Raw genomic sequence first — 15156 nt, 5'->3', positions numbered from 1 at the left:
GCGCCATAGGCCCGGGAGGCGGCACGCCCCGCTGCGGCCGCGGCGCCGGCGGCGGCATGCGCGGCCTGCGCGGCGCGGCTGGAGGCGGCCTGAGCGGTACGGGATGCGGAGATGGCCGTGTAGGCGGCGCTCGCGGCGCCCCGTGCGGCACTCGCGGCGCTGTTCGCCGCCTGGGCCGACTCCTGTACCTTGTTTTGCGCCTGCCTCGCTTCCTCGGCGGCCTTGAGCGCGGCGGCCTTCGCCTTCTCCGCCGCGTCCTTGGCTCTGTTGGCGGCGGCTACGGCCTGTTCCGTCTGCAGTTTCGCCCGGTTGCCCTCCCGGATCACGATCCTGACCAACTGGTCGACCGCGGCGGTTTCTTCGTCACGGGCGCGCGCGATGTACTGACCCGAGGCGAGAAATTGGCGGATCGCCTCGGGCGAGCCGTCGCTCAGGGCGCGCTCCGCGTACTTCTTGACCTCGGGGGAGGCGGAGGTGAGGATCGCGAAAACCTCGGCCCGCTCGTCTTCCTCCTGGGCGGTGTACTGCGTCGTCTGCAGGAACGTGCGCAGGGCCTCCGGGCTGCCCAGTTCCAGCGCCTTGGCGGCTTCTCGCTTGACGGCGGTCCCGCTGTTGTTCATGACGGTGAAGACCGCTGCCCGCGTGTCCGTGTCGAGCGACTGCGCGTAGCCGCCGCGCAGGTAGTCGGCGATCGCCGCGTCCCCTGCGGACAGGGCCGCGTTCGCCCTCTCGCGGACCGACTTGTCCGCGAGGGGGAGGACGGCGAGGATGCCGAACCGGTTGTCATCCGCCTTCGCGAGCGGCAGTTCGCTCGTGAGGAAGGCGGAGACCGCGGCCGGGCTGCCGACGAGGGCGGCGGCCGCAGCATCGCGGACCGCCCGGCCGCCGCTCTTGTAGGCCCATACGGCCTTGCCCCGATCGGTATCAGGCAGGCCGTTGCCCGTCGCGGGGTCGCCCTCGGCGGCCCGGGCCGGGCCGGCGCTCAAGGTGACGACGGACGTCATGGCCGGGACCGCGGCGGCCCCGGCCATGGTGCTGAGTATCCGGCGCCTGCTCCACAGCGACGGCGGCGTCACGGGCACACCTCTGCGACGCCTACGCGCGGTGGGCAGGGCAGGGCGACGATCTTGTCCAAGGGAGTTCTCCTCAGTCCAGACGAGAAGCAGGTGGTTGCGGCGTCCTGGCTGGGCGATCGATTGCCGGCCGCGCCGACCCACAGGCTCTCGTCTGGAGATCATCCGAACAACACTCAATACGAGAACCGGTGTTTAGCCTGGCTTAACGCACGACCGAGGAGATCCACCAGCCACGTCCCCCAACGCCCGCCGCACGAGGGACCGCCGGATCAGCCAGACCTTCAAGAAGCTGGAGCGGCTCATCGGGGCACGGTCCGCCTGTCCCCGCTGGGTCGACGCCTGCATGACGACCTGCGGCCGGGGCCACGAGCAGCTCGTGGCGGGACTCGACCGTGTGATCGCCGACGCCGGGCAGAGCCGGTCGACCCTGCGGCTCGGATTCGCCGGCGCCGCCGCCGGACAGGTCGTCCACCGGGCCGCAGGACCTCCTCCAGGAACGCGAGCCGCACTGCCGTGTCCACATCCGGCAAGCGCAGGTCGGCCACGCCCTCGCAAAGCTGCGCAAGGGCGACGTCGACGTACTGGTGCTGAGCCTGCCGATTGCCGGACCCCCTTCGCCATCGGCCCGTACTGTTCTCCGAACTGCGCATGCCCCCCACACGTACGTGCCGCTGCGCGACACTCCGCCCGTCGCCCGGGCCCCGTGTGGCTGAAGCCCCCCGCGTCCGGACGTTCGGCCATGCCATCCAGGAGGCCGCCCAGCACCGCCAGCAGGCCGCGATCCGCTGCGCGGAGCCGGCATCCACCGACTCCCCGGCCCCCTCTCCGGCGGGAACAAGTACCCCTCCGTGGTCCTGTCGAGTGCCAGGTTGGGGGCCCGGGGCAGGGCGTCCCCAGGAACTGGGAACCTCGGGTCCAGAGCCCTGCCGTCGACAGGAACGGGCAGCGACCAGGCAGGCCGTCTTGGAGCTGCGGTCCACCCCGTTCGATGGCCGAGCACTCGTTGCAGAGCACCCCTGTGCGCACCGAGAAAGCGTGCCTGCGCTATCCCCAACATTCCGCCGTCTGGCTTTGTTCACGGGTCGTGAAGTCCGTTCTTCATGACTTCGGGAGGCACCCGTCAGGACGGGATGTCGATGTTCACGGGAACGGGAGGCAGCACGCCACAGGCGGCCGTGAGACGGCATGGGAGCCGCACTACGGACCACCTGGCTCCGTAGCCAGCGCTTTTGTCCCTGGCCACCCGCCTCCCGAGGACGCCCAGACCGCCGGTGCGACGTCCCGACGTTGGGCGGTGCCTCCCGGCGTCATGAACAACGGCTCAGCATCGCCGACCCGGGTGACTCCCGAACTGCTGTCGAAACGCTGCTCCTCGACGTGAACAAAGCCAGCCGTCTCTACGACATCTGACGACGCCAGCCGCGGTGCACATTTGCCAGGCTGCCCGCCAAGGCCCAGTGCTTGCAGGAGGGATACTGGAACCTTCGTTTGATCAGGGTGAACAAGGAGTGGTGGCTGGGTGCTCGAACGCCTGGAAATAGAAGCGTTCCTCGGGCTGGCCGCAGAGCTGCACTTCGGACGTACCGCGGAGCGCCTGCACGTGACTACCGGCAGGGTCAGCCAGCTCATCAAGGTGATCGAACGCAAGATCGGGGCTCCGTTGTTTGAGCGCACCAACCGCAGCGTTCGCCTGACGCCGCTCGGCCACCGGCTCTGCGACGAGGTCCGGCCCGCGTACGAAGAGATCCAGGCCGCCCTCGCCCGCGCCGTCAGCAGCACCCGGGCAACCGTCGGCGTCTTGCGGGTCGGCTTTATCGGTGCCGCCGCCGGCCAGATCGTCCACCAGGCGGCCGACATGTTCCGCGAACGCGAGCCCGGCTGGCGCGTCCGCATCCGTGAGGCCCAGCTCTTCGACGCCCTCGCGCGACTTCGCGAGAAAGAGATCGACGTCCTGATCCTGCACCTGCCGATCACCGAACCCGGCATCGCCGTCGGCCCGGTGATCCTGTCCGAGCCGCAGATGCTGGCAATTCCTGCGAACCACGCCCTGGCCCGCCGCGAGAGCGTGACCATGGAGGACCTCGCCGACGTCGCGCTCTTGCGCGTCGCCGGCGTACAACCGGGAACGTCGCTCGCGGACCGCTGGCCCGACCGCACGCCACTAGGAAGGCCGATCGCCCCTGGCCCTGAGGTAGAGACGTTCCTAGAAGCCTTGCAAAAGATCGCCCTAGGAGCCGGCGCCGGCATCGTCGGCGAGCAGGTCACCCGGTTCTACCGTCGTCCCGACATCGCCTATGTGCCGCTCACCGACATGATGTGCAGGGACTGGGGTCCCGTCTGGCTGAGGTCGAACAACTCCCCCGCCATCCGCCCCTTCGTCGCGACCGTCCTTGAGGCCGCCCGACTCCTCTACCCCGCCACCCCGAGGCCCCGACCCGGCCCGGCCGCAGGGCAAGGGCAACCGGCCCCCGTCTACACCTCGGTGAGCCACCGCTGGGGCGCTGCAAGCGGCTGCGGGAGCCGAGGTCGTGGTGTCCCTTGTAGTTGCCCATGCTGGAGGACGACGGCCGGGTCCGGAAACTGAGCAGCCACGGGGTTCGCTGGCGCGGCCGGGACTATCTCGGCGCGTGGATGGCTGGCCAGGCAGGGCGCAGCGTCCGGATCCGGCACATGCCCCACCACGCTCACGGTCGGACTGCTCACGCAGTCGGGCGTCGGCGGAGTGCCGGAGGCTTCCGTAGCCAGGGGTGGTCCGGCGGGGGCGGACCCGGGCGGCAGGATCCGGATCGTGCGAACGGCGCTGGCGCCAACGGCGTTGTTCGCGGCGGCGACGATCCGGGGGCTGATCAGGCGAAGCAGCGCAGGCAGAGCCCGGCGGTCGTCCAGGAGATACGTCATCGCGCGGAGTGCGGGCGGTGGCCGCCAGGAGCGACCCCAGGCTCGCCACCTGCGTTCCTGGGGGAACAAGCTCGCGAGGCGACTGTGCAACACGGATCACGGGGCGCAACAAGAGCGAATGTTCGTGAGCGGTCTCAGAGGCCGCTCTCCGACTGCTGGTCGACGACCTCGGCTACGGCGACGGCTCCACGGTATCGAACCTTGCCCACGCAGCAAGCGCCCGGTCCGTCTGTGGGCCGTAGTACCGCAGACGGAGAAGCTCCCTTCCTCCCAGATGCCCCCCAGCGATCTGAGGATTGCCACCGCACGCCTCAAGAAGCTGCTCCAAGTGTTCCTCTGTCAAGAACGGCGCCAGGGCATTCACGAGCCGGAGCACGTTGCCCCCCTGCGGGAACGAACCTGCATCCGCAGCCAGGCGAATCAGCTCCGGAATGAGCCGGCTGTCGGGCTCGTCCCCGAAGTAGTACGCCAGTGGGCTCGGAAGCCGCCTGGAGCTGAGCTCGGTGACGCGTTCCAGCCGTTTGAGCAGCATCTGGTCAATGGGTGCCTGCGGGAGGGGGCCGTGGAACAGCAGATGGACGGAGAGCAGCTCCCTCGCTGGAATCTGTTCCATCAGGGTCTCAATCCGGCCCTGGGTTCCCCCATGCAGCAGGTCCCAAGTGCCCGGAACGTAGCAGAGCCCCGATATGAGAGCCATTAGGCCGTGTTCGTTCAGTTGGTTCTGGTGGCGGTCCAGGACGCTGCGGAGCTGCTCCTCGAACTCGGCTGGGGCAATCTTCTGCAGCTCCCGTGCAGTCCGCGTGCGCCTCCAGCGGTCGTTCAGGGTGAGCTCGGTTTTGAGGGTGTCCTTACACACCACCTTGATCAGGTTCGCACGCAGTGCCCGTGTCCCGTGGTCCATGTAGCTGGCGCGTAGGTGCTCGGCCAGACGTTCATCGTCCCTTGGCCAGGAGTCCGAGGCGACTTCGCGTCCAAAGCGCTCCAGGGCTCTGCGTCCGGTGACTGGCGGGTGGGACAGGAGAGCGTCGACTGCGACAGCCAGGTGTGCACGTACGAGTTCAGCAGTGGGGTTGAACAGCTCCTCGCCGGCTGCAACGAATGCGGGATGAGCGCACAGGTGCCGGTCGAGGTATATGCGCTCTAGCTCATCGTGTTCTCGCTTCTCGATCAGCTGTAGCCGGGTGTGCGCCCGGCTCACCAGCTTGCGCTCGAAGTCTTGGAGGGCGGCGATGTTGTTGTGGGCGATGGCCTTGTCGAGGTCGTCGCGAAGGCAGATGGCCTCGGACTCACCTTCGTCGGCCATGATGCGGATCTTTTCGATAATGTCGGCCGCGACGGCGATCCACGTGGCGATCAGTGCCGACCGGTAGGCCGACGCCCCGTACGCGGCGATCGCCTCCTCGACGTACCGCCGAGAGGTCAGTGACCTCACCTGGTTCTTTACGTCCTCCAGAGCGCGCACCGCTCCGCCCCCTGTCTATCGCTGTGAAACAGCAGCGTAGGACCCTCCTTATCAAGTGGATTCGTCATCCATCTCCGCCGCCCATCGGGTCTCACTCACCTGATCTGCCGCGCTAATGGATGCTGCGCCCGCAGGGCCGGCGGTCGTCTGGGGGCGTATACGACGGTGCCTGCGGCGCTGTCAGGCGCCGCGTCGCGGAGATCCGGCTCGGGGCTGACCGCCAGCGGCGCCTGGGCGGCTGCCGGCGACCGCGCCGTCGGCGGGCCGCCGAGGGCCCCGCCCGGCCTCCGGGAGAAACGGCCACAACCCACTTGTCCGGGTGGCCGGGGCCGAGGTGGAAGTGGGCGTGGAGGATGCGGCGTTCGGTCATCGTGGTCACCCCGGGCTTCCTGGGCTGGTGTAGCCGAGGGCGGTGAGGTCGGCGGAGCGGCTGCCGGCGGGCTGGATAGTGGAGATCCGACGGGTTCCCCGGCTGCCCTCACTCCGCCAACACCGCTGTTGAGGCTGGTCAAGGGGTCTATGGAAGTTCCACTCGATGGTGTGAGGTTCTGACGATTGCTGGCAGATTCCTGGAGATCGGCCCGTAATTTGCATGCTCGTGACGGATTCCGGAACTCGTCGCTTCTCCGTCATCGCCGGTGGTAACAGCGGCGATCAAAGGGAACGGCCGGGCGAGCAGCATGGGCAGGAACCCGGCCTCGCCGACGTGCGCACACTGCAGCGCGCCGCCGCGGAGGCTTCGAGTCCAACTGACGAGCGCGCGCTCTTCCAGGACACGGTCGCGGAGTATCTGTGGGCCCGCGACGTTGCTGGTCTGGCGCCGTCGACCTTGGAGTCCCTGGTCAAGCCGGTCCTGCAGCTCTGCGCCTTCTACGACACCGTGCCGTGGCGCCTGACGCCCCGGGACGTCGACCGGTACTTCGCCGGGCCGGGCAAGGCGCCGAGGCACTCCACCACAAGGTCGAAGATCACCAGAGTCGACGGCTTCTTCGCCTTCCTTGAGCAGCGGTATGCAGGCGAGATCCTCCGTCGCTTCGGCACGGCGGTCGAATCGCCCATCGACGCTTTCAACCGGCCACGCCACCGCGGAGACTTCGGCCTGCGTATCCCTCCCTCAGCCCGGGCAACCAAGGAGTTCTTCGCCTCCTGGCGGGAGTCTTTGCCCTCTGCCCGGAAGTACCCGGTGGCCGCCCGCAACTATGTGATGGGCAAGCTCACCTACATCTCGGGCGTGCGCGCCGCGGAGCTGTGCGCCGTCCGGATCGGGGACATCCACTGGGAGAACGGCCAGTGGGGCCGCTTCCTCGTACGCGGCAAGGGCTCGAAAGGCTCTGGCCCTCGAGAGCGAGAAGCTTTCCTCTTCCAGGAGGGACGCGACCTGCTGTGGTGGTACATCGAAGACATTCGTGGCGAGTTCTGCGACGACTTCTCTGTCAAGTTCAGCGTGTTGAGGTGAAGTAGCCGCCCTGCACGGCCTCGGGACTGGTGAGCTCGATGGTGAGGTGTCGCGTATTCCAGCTCAGAGCGCCCCGATCGGTCACTTTGGGTCATGCGGACGGTGTCCAGGGTCCGGCCCGGAGTGAATATGGTCGTCCGATGGCGCGTTCGAAGCGCTTCGGGAGAGGAGAGTGCCGGTGGACATCGTCGCGATTATGGAAGCACTGGCTGAACAGGGCGTAACGGTGCTGTTCAAGGCCGACGCTGAGCGGATGGCAGAGAGGGACAAGCCTTGGACCTTCGTCGCCAGTGGAGCGCCGTTGCGCCAGGACGTCCTTGTGCGAACCGATGCCGCGTCTGTGGAGCAATGCTTCGCAGCGTGCTTGCCCCGCCTGCGTGAGCTGGGCTTTTCGTTCCCTGAGTGAGAGAGCGGGTGTGACCGAACCGCCGCCCTGGATGTCAGTGCCGGCTGCTTACATGAGCCCATGGACACCGTGCACACGACCGCCGCCCTCCTCCCGGACCCCGCCGAGCTCCGCGCGCACCTGCGCGCGCTGGCCGTGCTGGACCAGGCGATCTGCCGCGACCCGCGGTTCTCCCGCTACTCCTTCTCCACCACCTGGGGGCCTGGGACGGAGGCGGCCCTGATGGACAACGGCTCGGGTGACGACTTCTCCGTCCTCTTCACCCCGGCCGGTGTGCTCGTCCGCGGATTCGACCACGAGTCGGAGATGAGCCCGTACGGCACGGACGACGAACAGGTCTGGCCCGGTGTCATCGACGAGGTGCCCGCCGCGCTGCGCCCGCTCCTGGACGATCCGGCCTTTGTCGACGAGGGCCTCGGCGCCCCGCGGGTCACCGCCTGCCTGTGGTGGGAGGCCGGCGGCAGCGCCTGGCGCACCGGCTCGGGCATCGAGTTCCCCTCGGGCAGCCCGGACCCGGACGGCTCCGGGCACCTCTTCCGCCTCCTCACCGACCGCTCCCCCGAGGCCGTCCAGGCGCACTTCGAGGAGGACTACGGGCGGCCCGTCCCCCTCGACACCGTCCGCCACGTCCTCGCGGGCCACCCCCTGACCCCCGAAGCCGCCCGCGGCCTCAACCCGGCCGCGCTCTCCGACGAGGCCCTGCTCCGCCGGATCGCCGCCGACCCCGAGGTCGAGGCGTACCTCGCCTGCGACGGCGAGTTCGATCTCACGCGGACCGACCCCATCGAGTCGATCGCCCTGCCGGCCGGTCTCCCGGTAGAGCCCGTGGCCGGCTGCAACGCGGGAGGCACCCACTACCTCTGCGGCCCGGCCGGCTCCGACCGCGTCCGCCCCGTCCTCTACACCGACTCCGAGGGCCAGGCTTCCCTCATCGCGGAGTCCCTCGCCGAGGCCCTGACCCTGGCCATCGTCCTCCCCTCCTGGCACGACGCCCTGGCCGGCTTCCGTCCCCCCGTGCTCAACGCCGACTACCTTGAGGACAACCCGGACCACCCCGAGGTCCGCGACCGCCTCCTCGCCGCCCTCCGCCTCCCCCCGGCCACCGAGCCCGAGGTCCTGGCCCGCCTCCTCACCACGGCCGCCCGCACCGTCCCGGACGGCTTCCTCCCTTCGGTCGAGGGCGAGGAGGACGCGGCCTTCGAACCGATGCTCCGTCTGCCGGCCGAGTAGGACAGCCCCGCCGTGCGCCGCCTTCCGGACCTGCGGCAGCTGACCGGCTACCTATCGGGCGGCGTCTGCGCAGGCAGCACGCGCACGACCGCATGGCGGTCGACGAGCTGCCGACGCAGGTGACTGTTCTCTGCCGTGGCCTGGTGAAGTGCACCCACCAGAGCCTCAACGTCGGCCTTGAGCTGGGCGATCTCTCGGGCGTCCGCAGTCCGGAGTTCCTTGAGCTTGAGGACCTGCTGGCGCAGACGGCGCTCGCTGTCCGGCGTGGCGCCCCGGGCCCGGACCTTGTCGTAGAACTCCGCCTTCAGGTCGGTGTGTCGCTGGGTGAGCGCGTTGCGCGGGACGCCGGCCTCCACGGCGAGGGCGACGATCGTCAGCGCTCCGTTCGAATGCTGCGGTGTGCCGCCCAAGATGCGGTCCATCGCAGCACTGATCCGCTCGCGCTCGTCCGGGGCTGGGCTCATGACGGCGGCTCCTGAAGGGCGATGCGGTTGTGTTCGTGCCGGTCGGCCAAGCCCATAAGGTGTTCGACGCGGCGGGCGAGCCGGTCGGCGAGCGGACCGGGCAGGGCCTCGGAGGCGGCCTGCTTCCCCAGCGCCTGCGCGTGCTGGCGGAGCTGGTCGGCGTGCTGGTCGGTGCGGGCGATGTTCGCGCAAGACGGCTGGCAGCGGTCGAGCCGCGGGGCATCGGTGATGTCGAGGCGGTGGCACAGGGCCCGGTCGCGGTTGTAGACGCACATCAGGAACGCGCGCGGGTTGTCGTAGACGGTCAGGGCGGGGTTGCCCAGAATGTCGCGGGCTTGGCGGTGGGTGCGGATCGACCCGGTGAACGTCGGTGCCTGGGCGGCGGCGTGGATCGCGCGCCGGGCGGCCGGCCCGGAGATGCCCACTCCGTTGGTGAGGTCGTCATGGAGGGTGGTGAGGGTGTCGGCGGTGGCCCGGGCGGTCTCGATATCGAGCAGTTCGTGGATGCCGTCGCGGCCGCGGGCGGCATACCCGGCGCTCATCGTGGTGCGCAGGTGCCCATACTGGACAGCCAGCGCGACCAGGCCGCCGGGGCGGCGGGCGATGTGCCAAGCCAGGGTGCGTCGGAACCGGGCCGTGCCGATCGCTCCGTGCGGGTCGGCAGCGACCGTCTCTTGGGGGCGGTCCAAGCGGAGAGCGAGCTCGGAGGCGAAGGTGGTGAAGTCCTCGATGCGGTGGCGCATCGCCTCGAAGCCGATGGTCCGGCCGGTCGCCGCGCGGCCGCGCGGGAGGGCGTGGGCGGCGGTGTCGAAGAGAAGGCCGTCGGGGGCCATGCGTTCCAGTACGCGGATCGCGGTGACGACGGGGGCGATGGCCACCCATGGCACTTCGCGTGGCTGGCCGGCGGAGAGATGGTTGCCGTCCTGGTCGAAGACGCCCTTGAAGACCCGGCCGTAGATCAGGTGCCGCCCGGGTGGGTCGGGTTCGGGGCAGCAGCCGTTCTCCAGGGCCATCACCTCGCCGGGCCTCATGCCCGTCAGGTAGGCGACAACGATGAAGCAGGCTGTGCTGAGGTGCCGCATGAGCTGCGGGATCTCAGTGAAGTCGAGGGCCGCGGCCCATGGCTGGCCGTCGACCGTGCCGGTGACCGGGGTAGGCAGCGGGCACGGTCCGGGATTGCGGCGAACGTAGTCACGGAAGCCCTCGCGGCGCTCACTGCGCAGGTGGTTGCTGACCTGCCGCAGAGCGCAGCCAGCCTGGGCGGCGATGTAGGTGGCGCTGACCTGGTACTCGCCCTTCAGCCGCCGGGCGGGTGCCGGCGCGCCGCGTTCGACGAGCTGGTCCAAATACCGGGCCAGCCGCGCCATCGACTCCCTGGTACCGGCCGTCTGCTCGGCCCTTTCGGTCAGGCGCTGGGCGTCCTGCTGTGCGGTGAGGATGTCGCCGGCGAAGTCGTCGACCATGCGCAGGGCCCAGATCAGCAGCGGGCCCATCGTGGCTTCCGGGATCGCTTCGCGGCTGTTCTCCCCGCGGCCGACGGCCGGCGCGGTCGGCAGGTAGTCGTCGATGCCGTACTGCTGCCAGGGCGGCATCGGCACCCCGGCCGGGGCGGCGCTCGCGGCGTCGAACGCCCACAGCCGGGTCAGCGCCACCAGCTCTCTGGTGGCGTCGTCGCGGACGACCTCCGGGCGGCGCGCCCGGTGTGCGGCGTAGGCGGTGAAGGTGTCGGCCGTGCACGCGGCAAGAGTGGACAGTCCCTGACCGGTCAACCAGTGGGCGAACCTGTTCCACCGGCGCACGGTGTCGTAGATGCCGTTCGGGCCCAGACGCGGATGCCAGGCGGGGTGGCCGACCAGGACGCTCGCCGGCAGCGCCGCGTTGATCATCATCCAGGCGGCCAGCCGCATCTCCTCCCGAAAGGTGGCAGGAACGTGCGACCAGTCGATGCAGACCCGCTTCGCGCCGGGGTTGGCGATCAGCGGCGTGAGGGACCAGTCGTCGTCGGCGTAGATCGCCACGAAGGGGCGACCCGGGGCGACGACCAACGAGGGCGCGATCACTGGCGTCCTCCAGTCAGGCAGCGCAGGCAGCTCGGCCGGCAGGGCGGTCACAGGTCGAAGTCCCCTTGCAGTAGGTGGCTGATCATCGCGCGGTCCTCGCTGGTGGCGGTTCCCAGCGCCGTGGCCCAGACCGTCTCCCCCAGTCGAGCGCGCAGATCCTCGAGCCGGGCGTGGGAGTCGGCCCAGTCCGCCTCCCACACCGCCGCGTCCAGGACGCCGCGCAGAGCGGTCAACGCCTGGTGCAAGTACGCCAGACGCGGATGATGGGCCGGGGTAACCCGCGCGTTCGGGCAGGCCGTGCACAGCAGGAACGACGCGGCGCAGCCACGCCCCGGTGACCCGAACGGGCTGTGCTCGTAGTCGGCGCAGTGCGTCGTCGCTGTCGGCCGGTCTCCCTCCTGGAGCTGGTCGGCGAGACGGGCGGCGAAGACCGTGCGGCGCGCGGAGGCCAACGCGTCTAGCGCTCCAGCGGCGATCACCGGCACGGCCGCCTCGCGGATCTGCGGCTCGGGCAGCACGTAGACCTGGTCATGCGTGTCCTGGGAGTTCTGCCCGGGTTCGCGCCGATGCAGCACGTTCACCGTCCGGCGCAGCCGCCGCAGCGGCGAGCCGGGCAGTCCGACCGACCGCGCCCAGTCCCGGCCGGCGCGCTCGTCCACACCGAACCCGAACGGGCCCACACGTACCGGCTTGAGGTACGCCTGCCGCTCGTGCCCCGTCGTCTGGTGCCACACCAGCAGCCGGTTAGGAGCCTCGCCGGTCAGTGCCACAACGGCGCGTGCGGCCGCGGTCGCCTCCAGTGCCTCGGTGATGACCCGCCCCGAGGATCCGGCACCGGAGTCGGTGAGGTTGCGGCTCTCGAAGCGGCCCCGATGACCGGCCCGGCGCCGCTTCTCCAGCCGCAGTCGGTACACCGGCACCCCCGCCTCCCCCGTGCCCGGCAGCGCCTCCGGCACGGGCAGTTCCGAGACCGTGGTGGCGTTCAGGCCGAGCTCCATCACGATCAGCACCGCCAGCGCGGTCGCCTCCTTGCGGCTGAGGAACAACCGCATCCACGTGCAGGTCGCCGCGCTCCCGCCCAGCGCCTCACGGTGGGTACGACGCACCGCCCGCCGGAACGCGTACAGCGGCACGTCCCCGGTACGCGCCAGCACGTCCAAGGCCTCTCCCACAAGCCACTCCCGGCTGCCGGCCGGGATCTCACCGGCACGCCAGGACTGAAGCCGGCCGGTGTTCTCACGGATCCGCAGCAGGGCTGCCCGGAATGTGCGCCGGGCCGCCGCGCGGATGTCCTGGAACTCCTCCGGGCGGTAGGCCTGCTCGCGCCCCGACTCCCAGGCGAACCGCTGGGCCATCGCCTCCCGGACCGGCTGCGGCAGGCGCGCGTCGCCCTGGAGCAGCCCCGCAACGGTCGCGTACTTGTTGTAGCCACTGGTCCGCGGCGGCAGACTCATCCGCCACGCCGCCCAGTGCGCCGCCGTCAGCCGGTCCACGTCCTGCGGCACGTCCTCCAGACCGGCTAGGAACTCCGCGAAGGCCCGCACCAGATACCAATACCCCTCGCTGGTCTTGACGCTGTCCCAGCCCCCGCCCGGGGAACACCGTGCCGCGTACAGATCGGCCAGCGACCGCTGGAACGCCGGCGGGATCGGCAGCACAGCGAAGTCGTAGGAACGCCTCCGGCCCTGCGGGTCCCGGTGCTCCACCACCAGGCCGCCCTCCTCGAGTACTGCCGGGCGCCGGTGCGGCTGCTCGGGCAGGGCCGCCGTACGGCCGCGCCGGCTCACCGGGCAGCTACCAGCTGCTCGTCCAGGTCCTGGATGCCCTCGCTCTCCCGGGCCAGCCGGGCGAACAGTGCCACCAGCTCCTGCTCCGACACCGGCCCATCAGCGGACACGAAGTCGGCCAGCAGCGACCGCAGCCGCAACTCCGCCACCGGCGCCAGATACACCCACCTCGTCGTCTCCAGCTGGGCGTGCCCGAGCAGGTCCTGCACCATCCGCCACGGATCGCCGTACAACAGCCGGAAGTCACGCCGCTCCTCAGGCGTCAGCCCCATCCGCCGGTCCATGACGTGGTTGAGGACCACCAGCATGCACAGCGCGAAGCTGTGCCGGCACATATGCGGCGTGCAGAACGGCGGCTCGTCCATCACCTCGGACAGCACCGCCTCGCAGCGGTCGTTCGCCGCACGGAAGACGCCCTCCCACGACGACGGACGCAACGGCAGACCCGACTCGCTCAACCACAGCCACAACGGCTCCGGCCCGGCCGGCCCTTCCGTGAACAACGTCATCCGCTCCCCCACCGTCGCCTCCGACAACGCTGTTCGCCCAACCACGCCGTCGCGATCGCGCCAATGCAGCATCCGCCGGTGCCGCCCGCTCTCGTGAGTCACCAGCCGCACCGGCAGATCGTCATAGCGGCCCGCCGCCTGCGCCCGCCGCACGACACGGGCACGCGAGGACTCGACATAGCCCTCGACCTCTCCAACGACCACCGAGGAGGCATAGAACGTCCGAGCCCGCCGCGACTTCGTCACCACCCGGGCCAGCCGTCCCACGTAGTACCGGCCGCCCTCCAGCCGAAGCCGCGGAACTTCCACCGTCAGCAACGACGCCCCCTCCGTCAGACGCACCCCGGAAGAGAACAGCAGGTCCGCGAAGGCCCCGTTACGGTCGGCCATCCGCCCCGCCCACCCCGGCGACGGAGCACCATCGGCGCCGAACCCGCGCAGCCCCACCTCCACCCAGCGGCGGAACGCCCGCGGCGTCAGCCAGCGCACCTCACTGGCTCGCGCGTTCTTCGACAACGCCGCCGGCACTTGAACAAGCCCGCCGTTCCGGCCGCGCACCGACCGCATGATCACGGGGCTGGTTCGCACATGCTCGTGCCGGACTGCCCACTCGTACAGCCGGGCCAGCGCGGCCAGCCCCCGGTTCCACCGAGCTCCGCCAACCCGGCGCGGGTTCCGCAGCGAACGGGTCCGCCAGTCCTCGAAGTCCCACAGATCGTCCGTCGTCGCGCCCGACCAGTCCTTCCCGCGCCCCCACAGGAAGTCGAAGAACAAGCAGTAGTCGTCCGTGTAGTGTCGCGTAGGACCGGGATGAGGGCGGTGCCCAGGACTTCGAGGGCGTCGACGGTGAGCCGGGCGGGCTCGGTGTGCGCCGTCGGCTGGACCAGGGTGCCGGTCGCGCGGAGCAGGTCGCCGGGCTGGATGCCGTGCAGCAGCTCGTGGGTGATCCGGGGGTCGCCGCTGGTGCAGGTGACGATCGTGTCGGGGGCGTCGTCGTCGAGCGTGTCGATGTCGGCGGGCCGGACGACCAGGTCGAAGGTGACGGTGTCGCGCGGGCCGGGAGCGGGTATCGCGTCGACCCAGCCGTCGACGGCGCAGTGCTTGGTGTCCATCAGCTGGCCTCCGCCAGGGTCTCGGTGGTGCGAGGGGAGCGGGGTCGGGGGGTGTGCTGCGCGAGCACCAGCAGCTCGCGGTTGCGCTTCTTCTCCGCGTCGGTGAGGGGCCGGGCCTGCACGGCGCCGTGGCGGTGCCAGAGCGGGGAGGCGGGCGGCTCGGGGTAGGCGAGAGCGTGGTCGACGTGACGGTCGGTGCTGCTCATGGGGGCCTCCGGTGGGAGGGTCAGGCGTGGGTGGCGCGCTGGCTGCTCTTGGGCTGGGTGTCGGAGGCGAACCGGCCGAGGCGGGCCTCAGCCGGGTTCGCGGCGATCCAGTCCCGGGGCAGGCGAACTGGTTTGGGCGCCGTTGTGCGTCTGTCCCGGGGCAGGTCTACAGCTCGAAGGGCTGGATAGAGCACGCCACCCCGGCCCCGGCACGTCTCGGCGGGGTCGGGGTGGCGGGGTGGTGAAGGGCCGGGCTTCGGGCCTGGTCTGGTGCTACTTGCCTTCCTCGGCAAGGCGGGCCAGCTGCTCCGCGAGCGCCTGGGAGGCCTTCTGCTGCTCCTCCATGGCCTTCCTCAGGGCCTCTTCCATCTGCGGTTCCATCTCGTCTCCTTTTCTTAGACGTCATCTCATTTGGCGTGCTGTGTAGGCTGTCGATCGTGGCGGGAATTGTTGAGCGGCTGGTGCCGGATGAGTTGTGGGAGCTGTTCCA

General features: G+C 70.2%; 10 protein-coding genes and 3 pseudogenes. 5 read left to right on the top strand and 8 right to left on the bottom strand.

The window, feature by feature from the left end; all coding sequences use genetic code 11:
- Nucleotides 1–1031 (bottom strand): ALF repeat-containing protein (locus AB0F18_RS34265; RefSeq protein WP_362067792.1); only part of this gene is annotated, 1031 nt, incomplete at its 3' end.
- A 1564-nt stretch (nt 1032–2595) separates the two neighbouring features.
- Between AB0F18_RS34265 and AB0F18_RS34260 the strand changes: the two are divergent.
- Together AB0F18_RS34260 and AB0F18_RS34255 are read left to right on the top strand one after the other, a co-directional pair.
- Nucleotides 2596–3465 (top strand): annotated as a pseudogene (locus tag AB0F18_RS34260) (LysR family transcriptional regulator); the annotation flags it as partial.
- A 149-nt stretch (nt 3466–3614) separates the two neighbouring features.
- A pseudogene (locus AB0F18_RS34255) lies at nt 3615–3764 on the top strand (Mu transposase C-terminal domain-containing protein); the annotation flags it as partial.
- 382 nt (nt 3765–4146) lie between these two features.
- On the opposite strand, the gene AB0F18_RS34250 reads toward AB0F18_RS34255, so the two are convergent.
- On the bottom strand, nt 4147–5436 hold the full coding sequence (locus AB0F18_RS34250; RefSeq protein WP_362067790.1) for a hypothetical protein: 1290 nt from the start codon (nt 5434–5436) through the stop codon (nt 4147–4149).
- Nucleotides 5437–6028: 592 nt separating this feature from the next.
- Here AB0F18_RS34250 and AB0F18_RS34245 point away from each other — a divergent pair.
- From AB0F18_RS34245 to AB0F18_RS34235, 3 genes and pseudogenes are all read left to right on the top strand, one after another.
- A pseudogene (locus AB0F18_RS34245) lies at nt 6029–6862 on the top strand (site-specific integrase); the annotation flags it as partial.
- A 208-nt stretch (nt 6863–7070) separates the two neighbouring features.
- A complete protein-coding gene (locus AB0F18_RS34240) occupies nt 7071–7298 on the top strand; it encodes a hypothetical protein (protein ID WP_362067788.1) in 228 nt (75 codons plus the stop codon).
- 60 nt (nt 7299–7358) lie between these two features.
- Nucleotides 7359–8528 (top strand): hypothetical protein, encoded by a 1170-nt coding sequence (locus tag AB0F18_RS34235; protein ID WP_362067786.1) that lies wholly within the window; start codon nt 7359–7361, stop codon nt 8526–8528.
- A gap of 47 nt (nt 8529–8575) precedes the next feature.
- Here the strand turns inward: AB0F18_RS34235 and AB0F18_RS34230 are convergent, their stop codons facing one another.
- Genes AB0F18_RS34230 through AB0F18_RS34205 form a run of 6 tightly spaced genes read right to left on the bottom strand, consistent with a single transcriptional unit; the run spans nt 8576 to nt 14666 of the window.
- Nucleotides 8576–8992 carry a hypothetical protein gene (locus AB0F18_RS34230; RefSeq protein ID WP_362067784.1) on the bottom strand — a complete coding sequence of 139 codons (417 nt, stop codon included), beginning with the start codon at nt 8990–8992 and terminating at the stop codon, nt 8576–8578.
- Nucleotides 8989–11052 (bottom strand): integrase, encoded by a 2064-nt coding sequence (locus AB0F18_RS34225; RefSeq protein WP_362067782.1) that lies wholly within the window; start codon nt 11050–11052, stop codon nt 8989–8991. Before AB0F18_RS34225 ends, AB0F18_RS34230 begins: the two co-directional genes overlap by 4 nt.
- 47 nt (nt 11053–11099) lie before the next feature.
- The gene (locus tag AB0F18_RS34220) at nt 11100–12839 is read right to left on the bottom strand and encodes a hypothetical protein (protein ID WP_362067780.1); all 1740 of its coding nucleotides are present in this window, start codon (nt 12837–12839) and stop codon (nt 11100–11102) included.
- Nucleotides 12836–13906 (bottom strand): integrase, encoded by a 1071-nt coding sequence (locus AB0F18_RS34215; RefSeq protein WP_362067778.1) that lies wholly within the window; start codon nt 13904–13906, stop codon nt 12836–12838. Before AB0F18_RS34215 ends, AB0F18_RS34220 begins: the two co-directional genes overlap by 4 nt.
- Before the next feature lie 11 nt (nt 13907–13917).
- Nucleotides 13918–14460, bottom strand: a complete 543-nt coding sequence (locus AB0F18_RS34210; RefSeq protein ID WP_362067776.1) for a hypothetical protein — start codon at nt 14458–14460, stop codon at nt 13918–13920.
- Complete coding sequence (locus AB0F18_RS34205; protein WP_362067774.1) at nt 14460–14666, bottom strand: hypothetical protein; 207 nt, start codon at nt 14664–14666, stop codon at nt 14460–14462. The genes AB0F18_RS34210 and AB0F18_RS34205 overlap by 1 nt, the downstream gene beginning before the upstream one ends.
- Nucleotides 14667–15156 lie beyond the last annotated feature (490 nt).

Source organism: Streptomyces sp. NPDC029216 (assembly GCF_040648015.1).
Lineage (GTDB): Bacteria > Actinomycetota > Actinomycetes > Streptomycetales > Streptomycetaceae > Streptomyces.
The sequence above is the reverse complement of the archived record's forward strand: the minus strand, read 5'-3'. Positions and strand labels throughout refer to the sequence as shown.